Source organism: Rickettsiales bacterium (assembly GCA_033762595.1).
GTDB lineage: Bacteria > Pseudomonadota > Alphaproteobacteria > Rickettsiales > UBA8987 > JANPLD01.
In genome coordinates, this window is the sequence record JANRLM010000010.1 from 1 (window position 1) to 18,754 (window position 18,754).

23 protein-coding genes and 1 tRNA gene are annotated in these 18,754 nt (G+C 32.3%); 13 read left to right on the top strand and 11 right to left on the bottom strand.

Going from position 1 to position 18,754, the window contains the following annotated elements; genetic code table 11:
- Positions 1-61: 61 nt before the first annotated feature.
- Both SFT90_00515 and mdh read right to left on the bottom strand, forming a co-directional pair.
- A complete protein-coding gene (locus SFT90_00515; protein ID MDX1948967.1) occupies positions 62-949 on the bottom strand; it encodes a TIGR01459 family HAD-type hydrolase in 888 nt (295 codons plus the stop codon).
- A 7-nt stretch (positions 950-956) separates the two neighbouring features.
- The gene (gene mdh, locus SFT90_00520) at positions 957-1,901 is read right to left on the bottom strand and encodes a malate dehydrogenase (GenBank protein ID MDX1948968.1); all 945 of its coding nucleotides are present in this window, start codon (positions 1,899-1,901) and stop codon (positions 957-959) included.
- A 295-nt stretch (positions 1,902-2,196) separates the two neighbouring features.
- Here mdh and SFT90_00525 point away from each other — a divergent pair, with 295 nt between their 5' ends.
- Both SFT90_00525 and SFT90_00530 read left to right on the top strand, forming a co-directional pair.
- Positions 2,197-3,198, top strand: coding sequence for a substrate-binding domain-containing protein (locus tag SFT90_00525; GenBank protein ID MDX1948969.1), 1,002 nt, complete (start codon positions 2,197-2,199; stop codon positions 3,196-3,198).
- Positions 3,199-3,220: 22 nt separating this feature from the next.
- Positions 3,221-5,113 carry a hypothetical protein gene (locus SFT90_00530; GenBank protein MDX1948970.1) on the top strand — a complete coding sequence of 631 codons (1,893 nt, stop codon included), beginning with the start codon at positions 3,221-3,223 and terminating at the stop codon, positions 5,111-5,113.
- On the opposite strand, the gene SFT90_00535 is transcribed toward SFT90_00530, so the two are convergent.
- The 7 genes from SFT90_00535 to SFT90_00565 form a co-directional block, all read right to left on the bottom strand.
- The gene (locus SFT90_00535) at positions 5,110-5,805 is read right to left on the bottom strand and encodes a WbqC family protein (protein MDX1948971.1); all 696 of its coding nucleotides are present in this window, start codon (positions 5,803-5,805) and stop codon (positions 5,110-5,112) included. The genes SFT90_00530 and SFT90_00535 overlap by 4 nt on opposite strands.
- A complete protein-coding gene (locus SFT90_00540; GenBank protein MDX1948972.1) occupies positions 5,802-6,959 on the bottom strand; it encodes an aminotransferase class I/II-fold pyridoxal phosphate-dependent enzyme in 1,158 nt (385 codons plus the stop codon). The genes SFT90_00535 and SFT90_00540 overlap by 4 nt, the downstream gene beginning before the upstream one ends.
- Positions 6,956-8,179, bottom strand: coding sequence for an aminotransferase class I/II-fold pyridoxal phosphate-dependent enzyme (locus SFT90_00545; protein ID MDX1948973.1), 1,224 nt, complete (start codon positions 8,177-8,179; stop codon positions 6,956-6,958). Before SFT90_00545 ends, SFT90_00540 begins: the two co-directional genes overlap by 4 nt.
- Entirely contained in the window at positions 8,154-8,840 is a 687-nt protein-coding gene (locus SFT90_00550) for a methyltransferase domain-containing protein (GenBank protein MDX1948974.1), read from the bottom strand. Before SFT90_00550 ends, SFT90_00545 begins: the two co-directional genes overlap by 26 nt.
- Before the next feature lie 82 nt (positions 8,841-8,922).
- Positions 8,923-9,837: a signal recognition particle-docking protein FtsY gene (gene ftsY, locus SFT90_00555; GenBank protein MDX1948975.1), complete on the bottom strand. Its 915-nt coding sequence runs from the start codon at positions 9,835-9,837 to the stop codon at positions 8,923-8,925.
- A 4-nt stretch (positions 9,838-9,841) separates the two neighbouring features.
- Positions 9,842-10,489 (bottom strand): RdgB/HAM1 family non-canonical purine NTP pyrophosphatase, encoded by a 648-nt coding sequence (gene rdgB, locus SFT90_00560; GenBank protein ID MDX1948976.1) that lies wholly within the window; start codon positions 10,487-10,489, stop codon positions 9,842-9,844.
- Positions 10,490-10,498: 9 nt separating this feature from the next.
- Positions 10,499-11,410 (bottom strand): EamA family transporter, encoded by a 912-nt coding sequence (locus tag SFT90_00565; protein ID MDX1948977.1) that lies wholly within the window; start codon positions 11,408-11,410, stop codon positions 10,499-10,501.
- A gap of 115 nt (positions 11,411-11,525) precedes the next feature.
- Here SFT90_00565 and SFT90_00570 point away from each other — a divergent pair.
- Positions 11,526-11,600: transfer RNA gene (locus tag SFT90_00570), tRNA-Glu, on the top strand.
- A 654-nt stretch (positions 11,601-12,254) separates the two neighbouring features.
- Complete coding sequence (locus tag SFT90_00575; protein MDX1948978.1) at positions 12,255-12,446, top strand: hypothetical protein; 192 nt, start codon at positions 12,255-12,257, stop codon at positions 12,444-12,446.
- Positions 12,447-12,684: 238 nt separating this feature from the next.
- Here the strand turns inward: SFT90_00575 and SFT90_00580 are convergent, their stop codons facing one another.
- A complete protein-coding gene (locus SFT90_00580; GenBank protein MDX1948979.1) occupies positions 12,685-12,825 on the bottom strand; it encodes a hypothetical protein in 141 nt (46 codons plus the stop codon).
- Positions 12,826-12,885: 60 nt separating this feature from the next.
- Here SFT90_00580 and SFT90_00585 point away from each other — a divergent pair, with 60 nt between their 5' ends.
- From SFT90_00585 to SFT90_00600, 4 genes are all read left to right on the top strand, one after another.
- Positions 12,886-13,236: a helix-turn-helix transcriptional regulator gene (locus tag SFT90_00585; GenBank protein MDX1948980.1), complete on the top strand. Its 351-nt coding sequence runs from the start codon at positions 12,886-12,888 to the stop codon at positions 13,234-13,236.
- 17 nt (positions 13,237-13,253) lie between these two features.
- Entirely contained in the window at positions 13,254-13,994 is a 741-nt protein-coding gene (locus SFT90_00590; protein ID MDX1948981.1) for a LuxR family transcriptional regulator, read from the top strand.
- 72 nt (positions 13,995-14,066) lie between these two features.
- A complete protein-coding gene (locus SFT90_00595; GenBank protein MDX1948982.1) occupies positions 14,067-14,720 on the top strand; it encodes an acyl-homoserine-lactone synthase in 654 nt (217 codons plus the stop codon).
- Entirely contained in the window at positions 14,695-14,988 is a 294-nt protein-coding gene (locus SFT90_00600) for a hypothetical protein (GenBank protein ID MDX1948983.1), read from the top strand. The genes SFT90_00595 and SFT90_00600 overlap by 26 nt, the downstream gene beginning before the upstream one ends.
- A 50-nt stretch (positions 14,989-15,038) precedes the next feature.
- Here SFT90_00600 and SFT90_00605 read toward each other — a convergent pair whose 3' ends face one another.
- Complete coding sequence (locus tag SFT90_00605) at positions 15,039-15,335, bottom strand: hypothetical protein (protein ID MDX1948984.1); 297 nt, start codon at positions 15,333-15,335, stop codon at positions 15,039-15,041.
- A gap of 580 nt (positions 15,336-15,915) precedes the next feature.
- Here SFT90_00605 and SFT90_00610 point away from each other — a divergent pair.
- From SFT90_00610 to SFT90_00630, 5 genes are all read left to right on the top strand, one after another.
- Complete coding sequence (locus SFT90_00610; protein MDX1948985.1) at positions 15,916-16,422, top strand: ClpXP protease specificity-enhancing factor SspB; 507 nt, start codon at positions 15,916-15,918, stop codon at positions 16,420-16,422.
- Positions 16,423-16,432: 10 nt separating this feature from the next.
- Positions 16,433-16,696, top strand: a complete 264-nt coding sequence (locus SFT90_00615) for a DUF2671 domain-containing protein (GenBank protein ID MDX1948986.1) — start codon at positions 16,433-16,435, stop codon at positions 16,694-16,696.
- A gap of 153 nt (positions 16,697-16,849) precedes the next feature.
- Positions 16,850-17,296, top strand: a complete 447-nt coding sequence (locus SFT90_00620) for a cell division/cell wall cluster transcriptional repressor MraZ (protein MDX1948987.1) — start codon at positions 16,850-16,852, stop codon at positions 17,294-17,296.
- Positions 17,297-17,457: 161 nt separating this feature from the next.
- Positions 17,458-18,414 (top strand): 16S rRNA (cytosine(1402)-N(4))-methyltransferase RsmH, encoded by a 957-nt coding sequence (gene rsmH / locus SFT90_00625; GenBank protein MDX1948988.1) that lies wholly within the window; start codon positions 17,458-17,460, stop codon positions 18,412-18,414.
- Between the two features lie 8 nt (positions 18,415-18,422).
- Positions 18,423-18,749, top strand: coding sequence for a hypothetical protein (locus SFT90_00630; protein ID MDX1948989.1), 327 nt, complete (start codon positions 18,423-18,425; stop codon positions 18,747-18,749).
- The last annotated feature ends 5 nt before the right edge of the window (positions 18,750-18,754 follow it).

An 18,754-nucleotide genomic window follows, 5' to 3' on the forward strand; every position in this document is an offset into this window, starting at 1 on the left:
TGTATAAAGACGGCATTGACATCAGCAAAATTGAGTGGAGTCATCATTGAAATTTGTAATTCTACCAAAAAAATTCTTTAATAATATAAGTTGGTTGGGCGTGGTGAACATTGCATAAATCCGCCATTTTTGTGAGGTTTAGATATCCATCTTCAACAAAATCTTGCTTGTGAATTCCGCCTGCAACAAAAAGCCCACTTGAGTTACAATTATTCGCCCCTAAAATATCAGTGTGGATTGAATCTCCAATGCAAAGAACCTTGTTTTTTATCTTAGAATTTAACTCTAGGTTTATATTCATCAATTCAAAACATTTTTGATAAGCTGAAATATATGGCTTGCCGAAATAGATAACTCTACCGCCATTTTCCTCATAATATTTTGCTATTAGCCCTGAGCAAATTTGCTCCTCACCAGTTTGTTTTACTACCTTGAAATCAGGGTTTGCACACAGCAATTTTAGCCCAGCTTTAAGAGCTTCATCAACTTGATTTTTCTTTTCTTCAAACACTGAGCCAAACCCTTCAAAACCAGTTGCTAAGGCAAATTCGGCCTCATTTGCATTACTTACTTCAGTAACATTAAGACCTTCTAAAATATCTCTATCTTTGTCAGGGCCTATATAAAAGTAATTTTTACCGAGATTATTTTGCTTCACAAATTCAAAAGTGATTTCGCCAGAAGTAATAAGAAAATCATATAAATCTTCAGTAAAACCAAGCCTATCAAGGTTTTTCTTTGCCATAAAAGATCTGCGAGGTGCATTAGAAAGAAGCGTGATTTTTTTACCTGAATTTTTTAGGTTTTTCAGCATTTCCAAAGCCTTTGGATAAGCCGAAGTGCCATCATGAAGCACGCCCCATAAATCAATTATAAACCCATCATAATTGTTATAAACAGCAGAAAGCCCATTGATAAATTTTGGCTCTTGAAATTGAAATTTTTGCATAGATTGATTACAACTTCACCGCCTCGCATAAGCTTTTCACGGCAGTAACTGATTTATCAAACATTTCTTTTTCGGTTGCATCAAGCTGAATTTCTACAATTTTCTCAACGCCATTTTTGCCAAGCACTACTGGAACGCCAATATATAAGCCTTTTACTCCATATTCGCCATTAAGATATGCAGCACAAGGCAGAACCCTTTTCTTATCTTTCAAATAGCTTTCAGCCATTGCGATTGCTGAAGATGCAGGGGCATAAAACGCAGAGCCAGTTTTAAGCAAGCCTACAATTTCCGCACCACCATCACGAGTTCTTTGCACGATTTTATCTAATTTTTCTTGTGTAGTCCAACCCATTTTAATTAAGTCTGGAAGCGGAATTCCAGCCACAGTTGAATAACGAACTGAAGGCACCATAGTATCGCCATGACCACCTAAAACGAAAGCCGTTACATCTTCTACAGAAACTTTGAATTCTTCAGAAAGGAAATATCTAAACCTTGCAGAATCAAGCACGCCAGCCATTCCTACAACTTTATTAGTTGGGAAGCCAGTAACTTTTTGCATCACCGCAACCATCGCATCAAGCGGATTTGTAATAACAATCACAAAAGCATTTGGAGCATATTTTTTAATTCCCTCGCCTGCAGTTCTGATAATTCCAGCATTAATGCCGAGCAAATCATCTCTACTCATACCTGGTTTCCTTGGCACACCAGCCGTAACAATCACAACATCAGCACCTTCAATATCTTTATAATCTTGCGTGCCGATAAAAGCACCATCAAAGCCCTCAACTGGAGCAGATTCCGCAATATCAAGTGATTTACCTTGAGGAATCCCCTCATTAATATCAAGCAGAACAACATCGCCAAGTTCTTTCAAGCCAACTAAATGAGCCAGAGTTCCACCAATATTTCCTGCGCCAACTAATGCGATTTTTGCTTTTGCCATAAAATATACTTATTAAATTAATAATTAGGTAATGTTTACCAAACATAGATTTGCAGAAAATTGTCACCCCGCACTTGTTGCGGAGTTAACTATAAAACACGCTCAAACCTATTGCTTAGAAACAATTTAGCCATTACCCCCTCTAACCAAGTGCGGGGTGACATTATGAGTTTAATAGTTATAAATCTATTTATAGTAAACACTACCTGTAATTCTTAAATAACTATTCTAAATCTTATTGCAAGGCTTGATGAAAAATGCTATTGAGACATCTCAAAACTTTTATAGAGGTGGAATGAAAAAGTTACTATTCGCAATCGCTATATTGTTAGCATCTGCATCAAATTCTGAAGCGAGAGAACAAATTAGAATCGTTGGTTCATCAACGGTTTACCCATTTGCAACCGTTGTTGCAGAAGAGTTTGGCACTAAAACTGATTTCAGAACCCCAATCGTAGAGTCAACTGGCACTGGTGGCGGTATGAAATTATTTTGTAGTGGTGCAGGTTTTGAATTTCCTGATATAACAAATGCATCTCGTAAAATTAAAGAAAGTGAGGCGGAGCTTTGCAAATCTAATGGTGTAAATAATATTAAAGAAATTAAAATCGGCTATGATGGTATAGTTTTAGCCAATTCTAAAGAGGTTACGGCCTACACTTTAACCAAAGAACAAATTTTCAAAGCACTAGCGAAAAGAGTTCCAGTTGATGGAAAACTCGTTGAAAACCCTTATAAAAATTGGAGCGATGTTGATGCAAGCCTTCCTAATAATAAGATTGAAGTTTATGGTCCACCGCCAACTTCAGGCACTAGAGATGCTTTTGTTGAAATAGTTATGGAGCCAAGTTGCCTCAATATTAAGGAGTTTGTGGCAGAATATCCAGACGAGGAAATCAGAAGAAAAAATTGTCATGAAATCCGTGAAGATGGTGCATATATTGAATCTGGCGAGAATGATAATTTGATTGTTCAAAAGCTTAAGAATAATACAAACTCGCTTGGAATTTTTGGTTTCAGCTTCTTAGATCAAAATTCTGATACTATTCAAGGTAGCACAATTGATGGTGCAACACCTGAATTTGATAATATTCATTCTGGAAAATATTCAGTTTCTAGATCGCTTTATATGTATGTTAAAGGTGAGCATATAGGCAAAGTTGCTGGCTTAAAAGAATTCTTAAACGAGCTTGTTAGCGAAGATGCAATCGGTGATACTGGTTATCTTTCCCTCAAAGGGCTAATTCCACTCAAAGAAGAAGATAGAAAAAATCTAAGAGATAGTTTGTTAAAATAATTATTTTTGAAAATTTTTATCAATGACAAGTATAAAAACTAAACGCTTGCTTGATAAGGCTAAGGAATATTTTAGAGATAAAAATTATTCAAAATGCATAGAGTTTTCAGATAATATATTGCAGATTGACCCAGATAATATTCCTGCAATTCTTTTACTCGCTAGAGGCTTAAAAAATATTCGTAATTTTGAGTTAGCAGTTAAAGCTTATAATCTTGCCATCAATAAAAATGATAAATTGCTTGACGCATATCTTGAGCTTTCTGAAATTTATTTCAACACAAAACAATATGATAAAGCTGGAAATCTGCTTGAAGTAGCAAATAATATTTTTACAAATAATTTTGATATATTAAATCGTCTAGCACTTACTTACAAAATTTTTCGCCTAAATGAGCAGGCATCAAACTTGTTTATTAAAGCCTTTGAAATTCAGCCCAATAATATTCCATTATTAAAGGAAATGTGCAGTTTAGTTTACATAACTAAATCAGTTGATGAGGCAAAAAAATATTATCAAAAATTATATGATTTAGAAAAATCTGATGGAACTCTTGTTACAATGAAAACATTATGTCCTTGGTTTTTTAATTCTAGTGAAGATATAAAAAACTGGCGTTCTGAATATGAAGAAAATCTGAATAATCTTCTTAATAAAAATCTGCATATAAAAAATCCGTTGATAGAAAATTATCAAACTTTTTATCATCTAATTTACCAAAATTATAATAATAGAGAGTTAAATAAAAAATATGCGATGCTTCTTAGAAAGGCGACTCCAATATTGAGTTTTGAAGCAAGCCACATTAAAAATTATAAAAAGCCAAATGATAGAAAAATTAGAATTGGTTTTATTATTAGATATGATGCAACCCATGTTGTTGCAGATTGTTTTGCTTCTATATTCAAAAATCTTTTAGATAATAAACATTATGAGGCACTTATATTTTCAACTGCACAAATTGAAAATAATGATAATATATGGCTAGAATATAAGAATTTAGATAGAGCCTTTAACTTACCTATTGATATTTTAGAATCTCAAAAATTTATTGAATCAAAGCAACCTGATATAATTATTCACTTAGAGCTAGGAATAAATTCTTTATCTTATTACTTAGCTTACGCAAGGCTTGCACCAGTGCAGTGTAGTATGAATGGTATTCCAATAACTTCTGGTATTGATACTATTGATTATTATATATCTAGTAAAAATTTTGATGACGAAGAATCTCAAGAATATTTCACCGAAAAAATGATTCTGTTAGATAATTATTGCGATTTTCCTGATGTCAGTGAGTTCAAAGGATCTTTCAAAAATAAGGTAGAGCTTAACTTACCATCTGATAAAAAATTATATATTGTTCCGTTAAAGCTTCATAAATTTCACCCAGATTTTGATAAAGTAATTGAAGCAATTCTTAAGAAAGATGAAAATGGAGCGGTGGTTTTATTTGAAGATAGAGAATATATAACAAATTCTATCAAAAATCGCCTTAAAAGTAGTTTAAGCAGAGATATTTTTGAAAGAATATTATTTTTGCCGAAGGCCAATAAAAATGATTTTATTTCATATCTTAAAGAGGCAGATTGTTTATTGGATAGTTTTTATTTTGGTGCAGGAAGCACAGGATATATGGCTTTTATAGAGGGGTATCCGATAGTAACAATGAAGAAAGGTTTCTTATGTGGTGGCAGGTTAGCCGCCGCTTTTTATTCAAAAATAGGTCTTAACTCATTAATCGCAAAAGATATTAATGAGTATGTTGAAATATGCTTTAACCTTGCGAATGATAGAGGTTTTTATAATTCTGCTCAAAAAACTATTCTTGAAAATAAAGATGTATTATTCAACCGCGAGAAAAGCTTTCAAGAATTATTGGAAAAATTTTCAATGATGCTGGAAAAGTATTAAGAAATTATTTTTCTAACATCTTCTGGTTTATTCCACATTAAAACATCAATTATTGAAAGCCTATCTTCAAAATTATAATTTTTACATTCATATTCAAATTTAGGTGAGGTTAAAATAGTTAGTTTTATTCCTCTTTCTAAAAAATCTTTTTCATTAAATAAATCTTTACCGCCTTCAGGGTTTATATATTCATTTGCACCCAGTTGAGAGGCAATTTCCAAAGCCCAATCACCAGCCTTCATATTATTATGAAATGTAAAATTATGCTTTGAGGCAATAATATAGTTAAAATTTATCTCTAAATATTCGCAGATATTTTTAAGTGAGTTAATATTAAGCTCTATTAAATAATCACTAGATGTTTCATTAAAGGTTTTTTCAATTATTTTTTTTACATTCTGAAAATATGGGGCATTTTTTTTGTAATGCTCAATTTGTGCTAATATCCTTTGAGATGATTTTTCTTTACTAAGAATTTTTGCTTCTGAGATTTTTATATTTATTGAGGAATTGCTTAGTGGCACCGTTATATATTGCCAGCCATTATTTGGGTGCAAAACACGATTGCGATTTATCCAAGTTTTGGGTGTATATTGGGTAATATCAAATACAACCCAATTATCAGTATTCGCTATTAAAGCAAAATAGCCAATATAAGGAAAAAAATAAGGCTGCATTATTCCTAGTTTCATTTACTACAGCTTTGTGAATTTTTGTAAAAATTTATTATTATATCGCAAATTATTTTTATAATTTCTGGGGTTACATCTTGCCCAGAAGGTAACTGAAAAACAGATGCACAGAGTTTATCTGTGTTAGGGCAAGCATTCAAATATTGAGGAAAATCATTACAATATGGAATTGTTCTATGCATTCCGGGGGTGAAATATCTTCTAGTTAAAATATTTTTTGAGCGAAGATAATTTACAAGATTATCTCTAGAAACACCAAATTCCTTTTCATTTAATTGGCAGACAACATATTGATAATTGCTTAAGCCATTACTATCAGGTTGGTAAATTTTTATACCTTTTATTTCAGATAGTAATTTGCAATATAAGTTATAATATTCCCTATTTCTATTTTGATTAAATTTATAATCTTCAAGGCTTAGCAAGGCCATAGCCGCTTGAGCCTCAGACATTCTTCCATTGCCAGTAAATGGAATATCAACTTGCTTTCTTACGCCATAACTACTTCTTATATTGCGTATTTTTTCCGCAAGTTCATCGTCATTTGTGCATACGCAACCGCCTTCTGCCGCATTAAGAATTTTTGTAGCGTGGAATGAAAAAATTGAAGCCTCACCCAAACAAGCCAAGCTGGTTCCATTTCTTTCGCAACCAAATCCATGGGCTGAATCAAAATATAATTTTATCTTTTTAGTATTGGCAAGATTTTGTAAGTCTTCAACGGCACAACTATTTCCCCACAGATTAACCGCTAATATTGCACTTACATTACTATCAATAAGTTTTTCTGCTAAATCAGCCTTTATGTGATGTGTGGTTGGATCAACATCGCAAAAAACTGGCTCTAACCCAGCCCAAGTTAGAGATTGTGCAGTTGCAATAAAAGAAAATGATGGAACTATAACTTTGCCGCTTAAGCCAAGTGCCTTTGCGGCGATTATTAATGCGATAGTTCCATTTGTTACGCATACTACATTTTTTACTTTAAGGAATTTTTCTAACTTAGATTCAAGCTCTGCTAATAATGGCCCATGATTTGTATAATATTCCCTATTGAAAATGCCTTTGAAAGCATTTTCAAACCTCTCCCAGCTAGGAAAGTTCATTTGTCCAACAGGAATTGGTTTGGTCAGAATGTTTTTATTATCTATCATAATTTACTTTTTATTTCTTTACTATTATCGCTCACAAAGTTTAAGAAGTTTACAATTTTTATAATATCATCTTCACTAACAAACTCACCGCAAGGCATTAGAATATACTCATCTTTCATTATTTCGGTGTTAGGTAAAGAATCAAAAATAACTTTATAGTGGGTTTTTTTAGTATGCAGAGGAGGGCAATAATAAGGCCTTACAAGCATATTTTCTTTATGCATCAATTTTATAGTATCATCTCTTGAAATTCCCCAATCTTGATTGAGTTTTATTAATATTGTTTTGTAGCTTCGCTTTTCAGACTCATCATAATTTACAAGCTCTAAACCTTTAACTTTGCTAAGTTCACTTTTATAAAGCAAATATCTTAGCTTGTTTTTTTCTATTTGAGAATCAATGCTATCTAATGAGGCTAATGCCATCGCGGCATGCAACTCATTTAATTTTGCATTCAGCCCAAGCATTTCAACATTGTCAGGGTTATTGAAGCCAAAGCCTCTCATTATTCTGAGATTTTTTGCAAGGTCATCATCGTTAGTGGTTATATAGCCAGCTTCAAAGCCGTTTAGAAATTTACTAGCGTGCATTGAATAAATTTCAGCTCTGCCAAAACTACCAAGCATTTTTCCATTATAAGATGCGTAAGCTGCCTCAACAGAATCAAACAGCAACGGAATATTCTTTTCTTTCGCAAGCTCAACTAAACTGGTTATATCAGATAAATTAACCATTGGGTGAGCAGCAATAATTGCGGCAGTATTATTGTTTATCAGAGGCTCTACATTCTGCCTAGATATTCCAAGAGTATTTTTATTAACATCGCAGAAATTAGGTGTAAGTTTAACCCAAGCAGTTACATCTGCCATTCTTCTATAAGTTAGCGAAGGCATTATAACTTCACTTTTGCCTTCTAGAGCAATAGATTTTAATGTCATAACTAATGCCCACAAACCATTGCAAACAGCTATACAATTATTTACTTGATGAATTTCGCACAATCTTCTCTCCATCAACTGAACAAGTTCACCATTATTTGATAATCTGCGAGTTTCAAATATAGTTTTTGCATATTTGAAGAAATCTGATTCTTTCGGGCGGAATAAATTAGAGGTTGATTTAATTTTAGAGAATAAAGGCTCACCACCAAATAAAGCTAACTCAAAAATATCTTTTTTATCTTTGCTTGAAAGATTATTTGCGTGTGAGTTTAACATCATATCTATAATGAGATGAGTAAAAACTAGCTGGCATATTTATAATTTCAGCTTTCCAACCAGAAATATTTGCAAGCTCTTCCATCTCTGATACTGAACGCCATATTCCAATCGCAGAGTTGTTATCATTAAGAATATTTTTGTAATCAATATCTTTATAAAAGAAGGATTCAGCCCTATTTTTATCTGGTAAATTGCCAATATAAACTGATTCAATATTAATAAAATTATTACAAAGATATTTTAAAATTTCAGTTGCATTATTATGTGGTAGATACTGGAATGCACCATAGCATAGACATTTAGTGAATCTTTCGGGTTGAGTTTCATTTTTTACATATTCAAATGCATCAGAAAGGATAAATGAGAAATTTGGCAATTTTTCAAAATTCTTTTTTGCGACCTCAATTAAATATTCAGAAAAATCAACGCCTAGATAGGCTTTTATTTCTCTATGAAAAATCTCAGATAATGCTCCATTACCACAACATAAATCTAGCAATATATCATTTGTATTAAGTTTTAGATTGTTTCTGATAGATGAAGTTATCATATCTATCTGCTCTTGAGGTATCGGCTTGCCTGCGATAGTTCTTTTAACTTGCCCCATAAAATCATCAGATGCACAAGTTTTGGGAAATTCTTTATGGATGTAATCTTTCACTTTTAAGCTTTGATAGCAAAGGTTTATAAAGTTTTCAGATTAAATATATTTGAAAAAAATTTTATATAAAGATATTTGTTGATTAACCCAAACCAACTAAAGATTTTGAAAAATCTTCTGGATTGAAATTTTCTAAATCGTCTAACCCTTCTCCAACGCCAATTTTGAAGATTGGAATTTTGAATTTATCAACAATTCCAACTACTACACCGCCCTTTGCAGAGCCATCTAATTTGGTGATAATAAGAGAATTTATTTTCGCAATTTCACTAAAAATTTCCGCCTGAGAAACCGCGTTCTGCCCTGTTGTTGCATCTAAAACTAAAATTGTTTTGTGAGGTAATTCCTCATTGTGTTTTTTGAGAACCCTTGAAATTTTAGCTAATTCTTCCATCAAGCCTTTTTTGTTTTGCAAGCGGCCTGCTGTATCAATTAAAATAACATCATAATTTTCAATCTTAGCCTTTTCATAGGCTTGAAATGCAACTGAGGCTGGGTCTTGATTTTCAACGCCGCTAAAAAAATCTGCACCGCTTCTTTCCGCCCATTTTGCGAGTTGCTCAACTGCCGCCGCCCTAAATGTATCACAGGCTGAGATTAAAACTTTCTTGCCTTCCTTTTGAAGTTTTGCAGAGAGTTTTCCGATAGATGTAGTTTTGCCAGTGCCGTTAACCCCAACAAACATAAGGCATAGGGGCTTTTTAGAAAAATCTAAACCATTATCAACCCCAGATTTACTTAGGATATTTAAGATTTCTTCAGAAAGGCTTTGCTTTATTTCTTCTTCAGTAACTTCTTTATCAAATTTCTTTTTTCTAATGCCTGCGATAATTTCAGCGGAAGTTTTAACCCCCATATCAGCCATAATTAAAATTTCTTCTAGCTCATTAAGGGCTTCATCATCTAATTTTCTTTTGGTAAAAACGCTAGAAATTCCCTCGCTTATAGCCTTGGAAGATTTGCTCAAACTCTCTTTTATTCTTCTAAATAAATTCATTTAATTACGACTTCAAATAATTTACAAATTTCTCAAATGCTTTAGCACGATGAGAAATTTGATGCTTAAATTCTGGCTCAATTTCAGCAAAAGTTTTGTTATGCCCTTCCGCAATAAAAATTGGATCATAACCAAAGCCGGCATCTCCGCGGGGTGGAAAGGTTAGCGTGCCAAAAACTTTACCTTCAAAAATTTTATATTCACCATTTGGAAAATACAAACATAAAGCACAAGTAAAATTTGCAGAAAGCAATTTTTTGTTATAATCCGCGATATCTTGCCCTTCATATCTAGTATTTATCCCGTTTTCATTTAATGCATCTTCAACTTTTTGCATTGCAAGGTTGAAATCTTTTTTAACACCACCCCATCTCGCAGAGTAAATCCCCGGCATATTATTTAGTGAATGAACTTCAATTCCAGAATCATCTGAAAGACATATTTTACCAGATTTTTCAGAATAATATTTAGCTTTTATAAGGGCATTTTCAGCGAAGGAATCACCAGTTTCTTCAGGCTCATCTATATTGCCAAGAATTTCTGTTGATAGAATTTTATAATTAAAAGGCGTCAGCAAATCCTTTATTTCCTTAACTTTTCCTTTGTTATTACTTGCAATTAATATCTCTTTTATCAAATTTTTATTATTCATTTTTCTAAACTATAAAACTAAAGCTAATACACTTATTATAATTAGGCTAATTCCTAATTTTTCAAGGTTTTTTATTTTTTCCTTAAATATAATTCTAGTTGCAAGTAGTGAGAAAATCAACTCAACTTGCCCAACCGCATTTACAAGTGATGCTGTTTGAATTGAATAAGCACTATACCAAAAAATTGAGGTTACAACACCTATGACACCTAATAAAATTAACTCTTTAAGAGAAGAATAATTTTTGAAATCTTCAATTATAATTAGATTTTTAATTTTTAGGTAAATGGTTAAAAATGTAGCTTGAATGAGCATCACAGAAAATAATGTTAAGCCCGCTGAAATTGTGAATTTTGATTCCAAGCTAAGAGAGGCCTCCCTAATAAAAATTGCGGTGAAAGCGTGGAATATTCCAAGCGTTAAGCCAATTAGAGAGGTTTTTGTTTTTAAGTTTTCAAAACTTAAACCTCCAGAATTTCCAAGTAAAGAGAGGATTATTACACCTGAAGAGCCAATAATGATTGCGAAAAATTCAAACAAACTAATTTTTTCAGCAAATAAAATATAAGCAAAAATCGCCGCTAAAATTGCCTCAGTTTTGCTATATGCTATGCCTACTGCAAAATTTCTATCTCTTAAAAGTGAGGTTTGCATTATAGAGCCAACTATCTGTGAAAGTCCTGCTAAACTGCAATAAAATAAGAATTCAAAAGAGATGCTTGGTAAATTAAAATGTGAAATTGTTAAAAAAATAAGATAGATAAAAGCGATAGGAACGCCAAATAAAAACCTTCCCCAAGTTATAAAAATTGGTGAGTATTTTTTTGCTAAATCTTTTTGCAAGCACGTTCTGACTGATTGCGAAATTGCTGCCAAAACTGCTAAAATTATCCAAGTTTCTAACATTTTTTTATGTTGCATTTAGAATGCTTATATTGAGTTGCTGAGGATTTTCAAAATAATTGTAAATTTTTCTTGAAATAAGGTAAATTTTGGATATTAGTTCACTTTCTTACAGCAAAGACAGCTTCAATTTGGCCCCGTCGTCTAGCGGTTAGGACATCGCCCTTTCACGGCGGTAGCACGGGTTCGAGTCCCGTCGGGGTCACCATCTTAAGTTATTGATTTACATATTATTTCTTAAATTTCTTATTTGCAAAATCTCTTCTAAAAATTTGATTTGGGTAATATTTGGGTAATAAGCCGATTGAAAAATTCGCTACTATAACCATATAAAAAACACCCCCTAGGGGAGATTTTGAAATTTTGATTAGGCTTTATAGTGGTGCTTATACAAGATAAACACTAATATTGTTTTGGTACAATTTATTAATGGGGGGGGTAGCCCCTTGCAAGGGTGGGGTATAATATAGATGGGTAGAGGCGGTTACACACTTTAGAGTTAAGGAATGTTTATTTTGATTGTTAAAAAGCAAATGGGGCAATAAGATAAATCTTAATGAATCTTAAAACTTGTTTGACTAACCTGAAATAATCTATTAGCCTTTCTTTTGTGCAGGGAAATCTGCATTGGGTGTCGAAACCTATTCAAGAAGCGGTTTACAACATATACCGTATAAAAATATGCCCTTCCTAGTCTTCATGGCTGGGAGGTGGTTATACATGTCCAAGCTGTAAGGCTAAAAATAGCCACAGTCGCACTTCTTGTCGGCTTTCGAACTCCCAGCTACCATGAAAATATCTAACTAACCTTAAGATAAACGCTTGGTAGCTTTTTATTATAATTAATAAAAGGGAGCTTTCTATGAAGTCTAAAATTCTAACAATAATAATTGCAACTGGCGTTTTTCTTTCTGTAAGCAGTGCATTTGCTCAAGGCTATCAAAGGGTGAATGGCTATTACAAAAACAACGGAACTTATGTTCAGCCTCACTTTAGAACTCGTGCAGATGGCAACCCATATAATAATTATGGCAGTAGCTTAAACGGCAATTAATTTATTGGGCTAGTGATGAAAAGTTACTAGCCTTTTTTTATGTTAGTTTTTTCTGCACTTCTCTTACTTTTCTTGGTCTTGATTGCTTATCTTATCTACTCCAGCATAAAAGGAATAGAAGATGATTTAGATGGGTATTGAAGATAAAAAATTTAATGTTTTTGCATGTAAAATAAATTGCAAAACCCTATAAATATTGGTTGCTGCCATTCTATTAAAACTAATTAGTTTGCTGTTTTCAAAAATAAGAAAGCAGACCTTCCATAATTACATCTTCATCTTGTGCATCAAATTTATCTATAAAATTTTGATGATATTTTTCAGGATAGATAATATTATCTTTTGTATGAAATAATTCAATTCTAGGTTTAAAATCCATTTTTAATTGACAATTAATGTTTTTATAGCTTAGGTAGAACAAAATCCAAGTTGTTCAACCATGAATAGCAAAATTTTAGAAATCAGAGAAAGTATTTCTAATAACTTAAAAGAGCTCAGATTATCAAAAGGGCTGAGTCAAAAAGATGCTGGAAATGTTCTTTCTATTTCTCCTCAACAATATCAAAAATATGAAAAAGGGCAAGATAGAATGTCTGCTGATTCATTAATTCATCTTCTAAATGAGTTAGATGTAGATGTTTCAGTTTTCATGAATGAAGTTTACAAAAATTGTAATAATAATGATAAAAAAGAATCCTCAGATTTGGAGTTAATTGGTCTATTCAGCAATATTTCAAAAGAAAATAAGGAATTTTTATTAACAATGATGAAAATTATGTCTGGTAAATAACCAAAATATTTTAGGCAATGTCGATATTAGAGGAGTTCATATTAAAATCTAATAGAATCAATAATATTGATGAGCTTTTTATTGAATATAGAAAAACCCTTGAATATTTCGGTTTTGATAAAGTTGTTTATAGTTTAATTACTGATCACTACAAAGCTGGTCTTCAGGCCGGTCATGCAATAATGGGTAATTACCCGCAAGATTTTTTAAAACATTATATGGAAAAGGGCTATCAAAAGCTTGATCCTGTTCCCAAGCAAGCATTTAAGAGCGTTAAGCCATTTGCTTGGAAATCCATCTCAGAAGAAAGAGAACTTAACAAAGATGAGTTGCTAGTTATGAATGAAGCAGATGATGCTAAACTTCTTAGCGGAGTTGGAATACCTCTTTATGGTGCAAATGGGGAAATAGCAGGGGTTGGAATTGCAAGCTCAGAAAGAGATTTAGATTTGAATATTGATATTTTATCAATGTTAAGGGCTATTACGCATCAATTTCACTTAGTTTACTTGGATTTATGCAAACGCCCAAATAATGATAATAAAATTGCCTTAACTAATAGAGAAAGAGAAATATTGTTGTGGTATGCATCTGGCAAGAAAGATGGCGATATTGCAGATATTATTGGAATATCATATGATTCTGTAAGGTTTCACTCAAAGAATATATTTAAGAAATTAGATGTTAATGACAGGGTTTTTGCAGTCGTAAAAGCCATAAGACTTGGATTAATAACTCCGAATTATGTTTTCAACTAGATATCCTACCTACCTTGGTAGGATGAATTAACTTTTGCTTTAAGGCATTCTCCCAAAAAACAGGGAGAGTATATGACTATAGAATGCGTTACCTTAGAAACCAATCATCTTTTTGATGGCAACCCAATAGCAGAACAGCATAAACTTAGATATAGAAGTATAATTCAAAGACAAGGCTGGGAAGTGCCAACAATAAGAAATCTTGAATTTGATCAATATGACAACCCTGCAACCACTTACCTCATTTGGCGAGATTATAATGGAATTGCGAGAGGTGTTTCTCGTTTATATCCAACAGATAGACCATATATGTTAAAGGAAGTTTTTCCAAAATTAGCTGAAAATGTTCCACTTCCATCATCAGTAGATATATGGGAAGGAACAAGATTCTGCGTAGATAAAGGCTTAGATGCCCCTTTAAGAAAAAGAATTATTCAAGAAATTATCCTAGGTTATTTAGAATATGGCTTGCAAGCTGGAATTAAAAAATATGTTGGTATTATGCTTCCAATCTATTGGAATAATATATTTGAAAAAAATGGCTGGAAAGTTAGCTATTGGAGTGATGTTATAACAATCGATAACGGCGATAGAATTCGCTCTGGCGAGGTTGAAGTTTCAGAGGAAAATCTCGCTTTAGTAAGAAAAAAAACCGGTATCAATGAGTCAATTATAAACTATGGTAAATATGAAGGTGAATATGCAAACAACAGAAAAGCAATCTAAAAAAGTTGATGTTTCTACATTTATTAGTGCATTATACTTTTTGGTATCTGAATCAAATAAAGCCGGCAGTAAAAGCATCACTAAAATTTTAGAAAAAGCTTATTTGGATATAATATCTACCGCCAAGGAAGATGAATCCCTCTCTTTCGGAGAAGATATGTTAACAATGATGAATTTTATTGGTAAATATTGCCAAAAAAATGACTTTGAAAGAAACGAATTTCTAAATATTGCAGAAAAAATTAATGAATTAAAAGCTTTGAATTAAATTTGGTAAAATCTTAAAGACAATTTAATTCGAATTTGCATCAATAATTTCTAAAGCCTTTTTCTGAGTTTGCAAATTTCATCAAAAATAAATTCAATTTCGTCAATGAGATTATAAATTTCTTTATCAGATAAAAAATCAGTTTTGAAGATTTCTTTACTTTTTAGGTCAACTGACTTTTCAAGAAGAGCCTCAAGCCTTTTTTGAAGGGTTTCAGGCAGTTGGTTAATTCTAAAATGAAGCAAAGATTGCAAACTTGCGTTGAGCTTTTTTCTAAAATCAGGCTCTTCTTTTTCTAGATCTTCAATTGCGAGGGCAAAAGCGAAGTAAGATTCTTCAATATTCATAAACTTGCCTTAACTTGAAATATTTTTATGATTAGATTTATTGCCAAATTTTTCAAGAATATAATCTATAACACCAACATTTCTAATTAAACCAATTAGTTGGTTATAGCTTCCTTTTACATAGAAATTTTTAGGGTCTGATACCCAATAATACTCTTTTAGGATAGATTTTAGGTCTATCAGAAGTAATTTTCGTGAACCTATCTACTCCAGCATCAAAGGAATAGAAGATGATTTAGGTGTGTATTGAAGATAAATAGCAATCTAAATTAAACCTATAGACATTATAAAAAAACTTGGGGGTATTTTTGGGGGTATCAGTTAAAATGAGATGGCGGATTATCCCTATATATCAATTTCTTAATAAATTAAGGCGTGTCCCGTCGGGCACTGATTTATATCTTATTTATTAAATTTTTTGTTAGCAAAAGCTCTACTATAAAATTTGATTTTGGTAATTTTTGGGTAATAATATTTTTTTGAATTATAACTTCTTTAGCCATACTCAATCGCTTCAAATTTTCCGCTTGAGATATTAAAAAAACTCTGAAATAAAAGTTGAAAATTTTCTATTATTATAATGAAAGATAAAAATATAGATTACGCAAAGCTCATAGATAAAGCCATGCATGATGTGGTTAAGTCTGTTTTAAGGCAAATTACAAAAGATGGCTTGCCAGGGCAACATCATTTTTTCATCACCTTCAAAACTGATGCCCAAGGCGTTATGATGTCTGATGAATTACGCAAAAGATACCCAAAAGAGATGACTATTGTGCTTCAGCACCAATTTTATGATTTAGAAGTTGAAGATCAATATTTCTCAATAGTTTTGAGCTTTGATCATGTAAAACAAAATATTACAATACCATTTTCTGCCCTTGTTTCTTTTGTTGATCCAAGTGTAAAATTCGGTTTGCAGTTCAATACGATAATGCTTGAAGATGCAGATTCTAATGCGGAGCTTATCTCTGAGGGCAATAAAAAGCCTGCTTCAAAAAAGAATTCTTCCAAGCAAAGCAAAAAAATAGATGGTAATTCAGGCTCTAATGTTGTAACCCTAGATTCATTTAGGAAAAAAGATTAATGGAGGCAAAATGGTTGATTCAATTAAAGATACTATAGATTCTCTGCCTAAAACTAAGGGCAAGGGAGAATCTGTGGAGTTTATGAAAGATGAGCAATATATTGATTCTTGCCAAGAAATTATCAAAGAAGCCTTGCAGAAAGGCTATGATGTCATTCACATGGAAAACGGCGATATTATTACAACTGGCACAAAAGTTATTGTTACGCAATTCCGCTGGGATGCTGATAAACAAAAGATGGTAAAAGTTCTCAGCAAGCAAAAAGGTGAGTGATTATTTAATAAATTATCCATAAATTTCTAAGCCCTTCTTTTGAAGGGCTTTTTTATTTCCGAAATTATAAAATATTTATTGCAAAATTGATTAAAAAACCATATAATTCCATTTTATACCAAAAAATTCCAATTAATTCCATTTAAGGTTTTTGTGGGGATATTCATTTCAAATTACGAAAATAAGCTTGATGCGAAGGGTAGAATTTCTGTGCCGGCTCTATTTCGCGAGGCTTTGAAAAATGAGGATTTTAACGGAATTATTGCTTACCAATCTTTTATAAACCCATGCATTGAGGCGTGCGGAATGGAAAGAATTGAGAAGCTAGCAAACTCAATAGATAGCCTTGACCCTTACGCTGATGAGCGAGATGCCTTCGCAACCAGCATTCTAGGGGGAAGCAAACAAATTGCGATTGATAATGATGGCAGAATTATCTTGCCTGAAGAATTAATATCATTCGCAGGGCTTAAAGATAAGGCGATTTTTGTTGGTAAAGGTTTTACTTTTGAAATTTGGAATCCAGAAAAATTTGAAAAATATTTCAATAATTCTCGCGAAATTGCAAAAGTAAATCGTGGAAAGTTAAGGTTGGGTTAGGGTTTTCTGAAGATGTCACCCCGCATTTATTGCGGGGTAAAAATATTGCGTTAAAGAGAAAAAAACAAAAAATGAATTTGGAAAATTTACAGATATATAGTTATAAGTTTGAAGATTTTTCTTATATTTTTGAACAAAATTATCGTAGAAAAATTACTTATATGCAAAGTGAAGAATCACATATTTCGGTATTACTAAAAGAAACTTTGGAGCAACTAAATCCGCAAGATGGAAAAACCTATCTTGATTGCACATTCGGGGCAGGGGGGCATTCAAGAGCCATTCTTGAGAGTGCGAATTGCAGAGTTATTGCACTTGATAGAGATATTCACACCAAGCAATATGCAGAAGAATTGAAGCAAGAATTTGGTGATAGATTTATTTATTTGAACTCAAAATTTTCTGATTTAGATGAAGCTTTGAGGTCAATAAATGTTAGTGAAGTTGATGGAATTTTGTTTGATATAGGCGTTTCTTCAATGCAAATTGATACGCCAAGGCGTGGTTTTTCCTTTCAGGAAGAAGGCCCACTTGATATGAGAATGAGCGATGATGGGCTTAGTGCCGAAGATTTTATCAATGAAGCAAAAGAGGAAGAAATTGCAGGTGTAATTTTTCGATATGGTGATGAAAGAAAATCTCGTCAAATTGCTTCGGCAATAATTCGTGAAAGAGCTAAAAAAAGAATTACAAAAACTACGCAACTTGCGAATATAATTCTTTCAGTTTTAGGCAGGGGCAAAGATGGTATTCACCCTGCAACCCGCACTTTTCAAGCAATCCGTATTTATATTAATGATGAACTTGATGAGTTAAAAATTGCCTTAAAAAAAGCAACGCAATTTATAAAAAATGAAGGAAGAATTTGCGTTATTACTTTTCACTCTGGTGAAGATATAATCGTAAAAAATTTTTTCAGAGAAATTTCTGGCTATAATTCTGGCGTATCAAGATATTTGCCATCGCTTGAAACTCAAGCAAATCAACATTTTTCTGAGTTTGAGTTGGTAACAAGAAAGCCAATTTTACCAAGCGATTTTGAAATAAAAAATAATGTTAGAGCGAGATCAGCTAAATTAAGAGTTTTACAAAGAAAAAAAATGAGTTTAATAAATTAAGAATGACAATGATAAACTCAAAAAAAATTATATATATTATTTCTTTCTTAGTGTTGGTTTTCCTAGTGTATTTCACTGAAAACCAAGTTGATTCTCTACGCAAAGAAATAAAAAAAACTAACTACAAAATGTCAAGTTATGAAGAAGAAATTCAGATTCTTGAAGCAGAATGGAGTTATCAAAATAATCCAGAGAGGCTTAAAAACTTGGTTATGAGGCTCAGTTCAGAGGTTGTTATGCAATCACCAAAATATTTTCAATTCACTGATTTGAAAAATCTTCCTGAGACAAATATTTATTTTTCTACCAATACTAACTCACCTAGCTTGAGATAAAATTG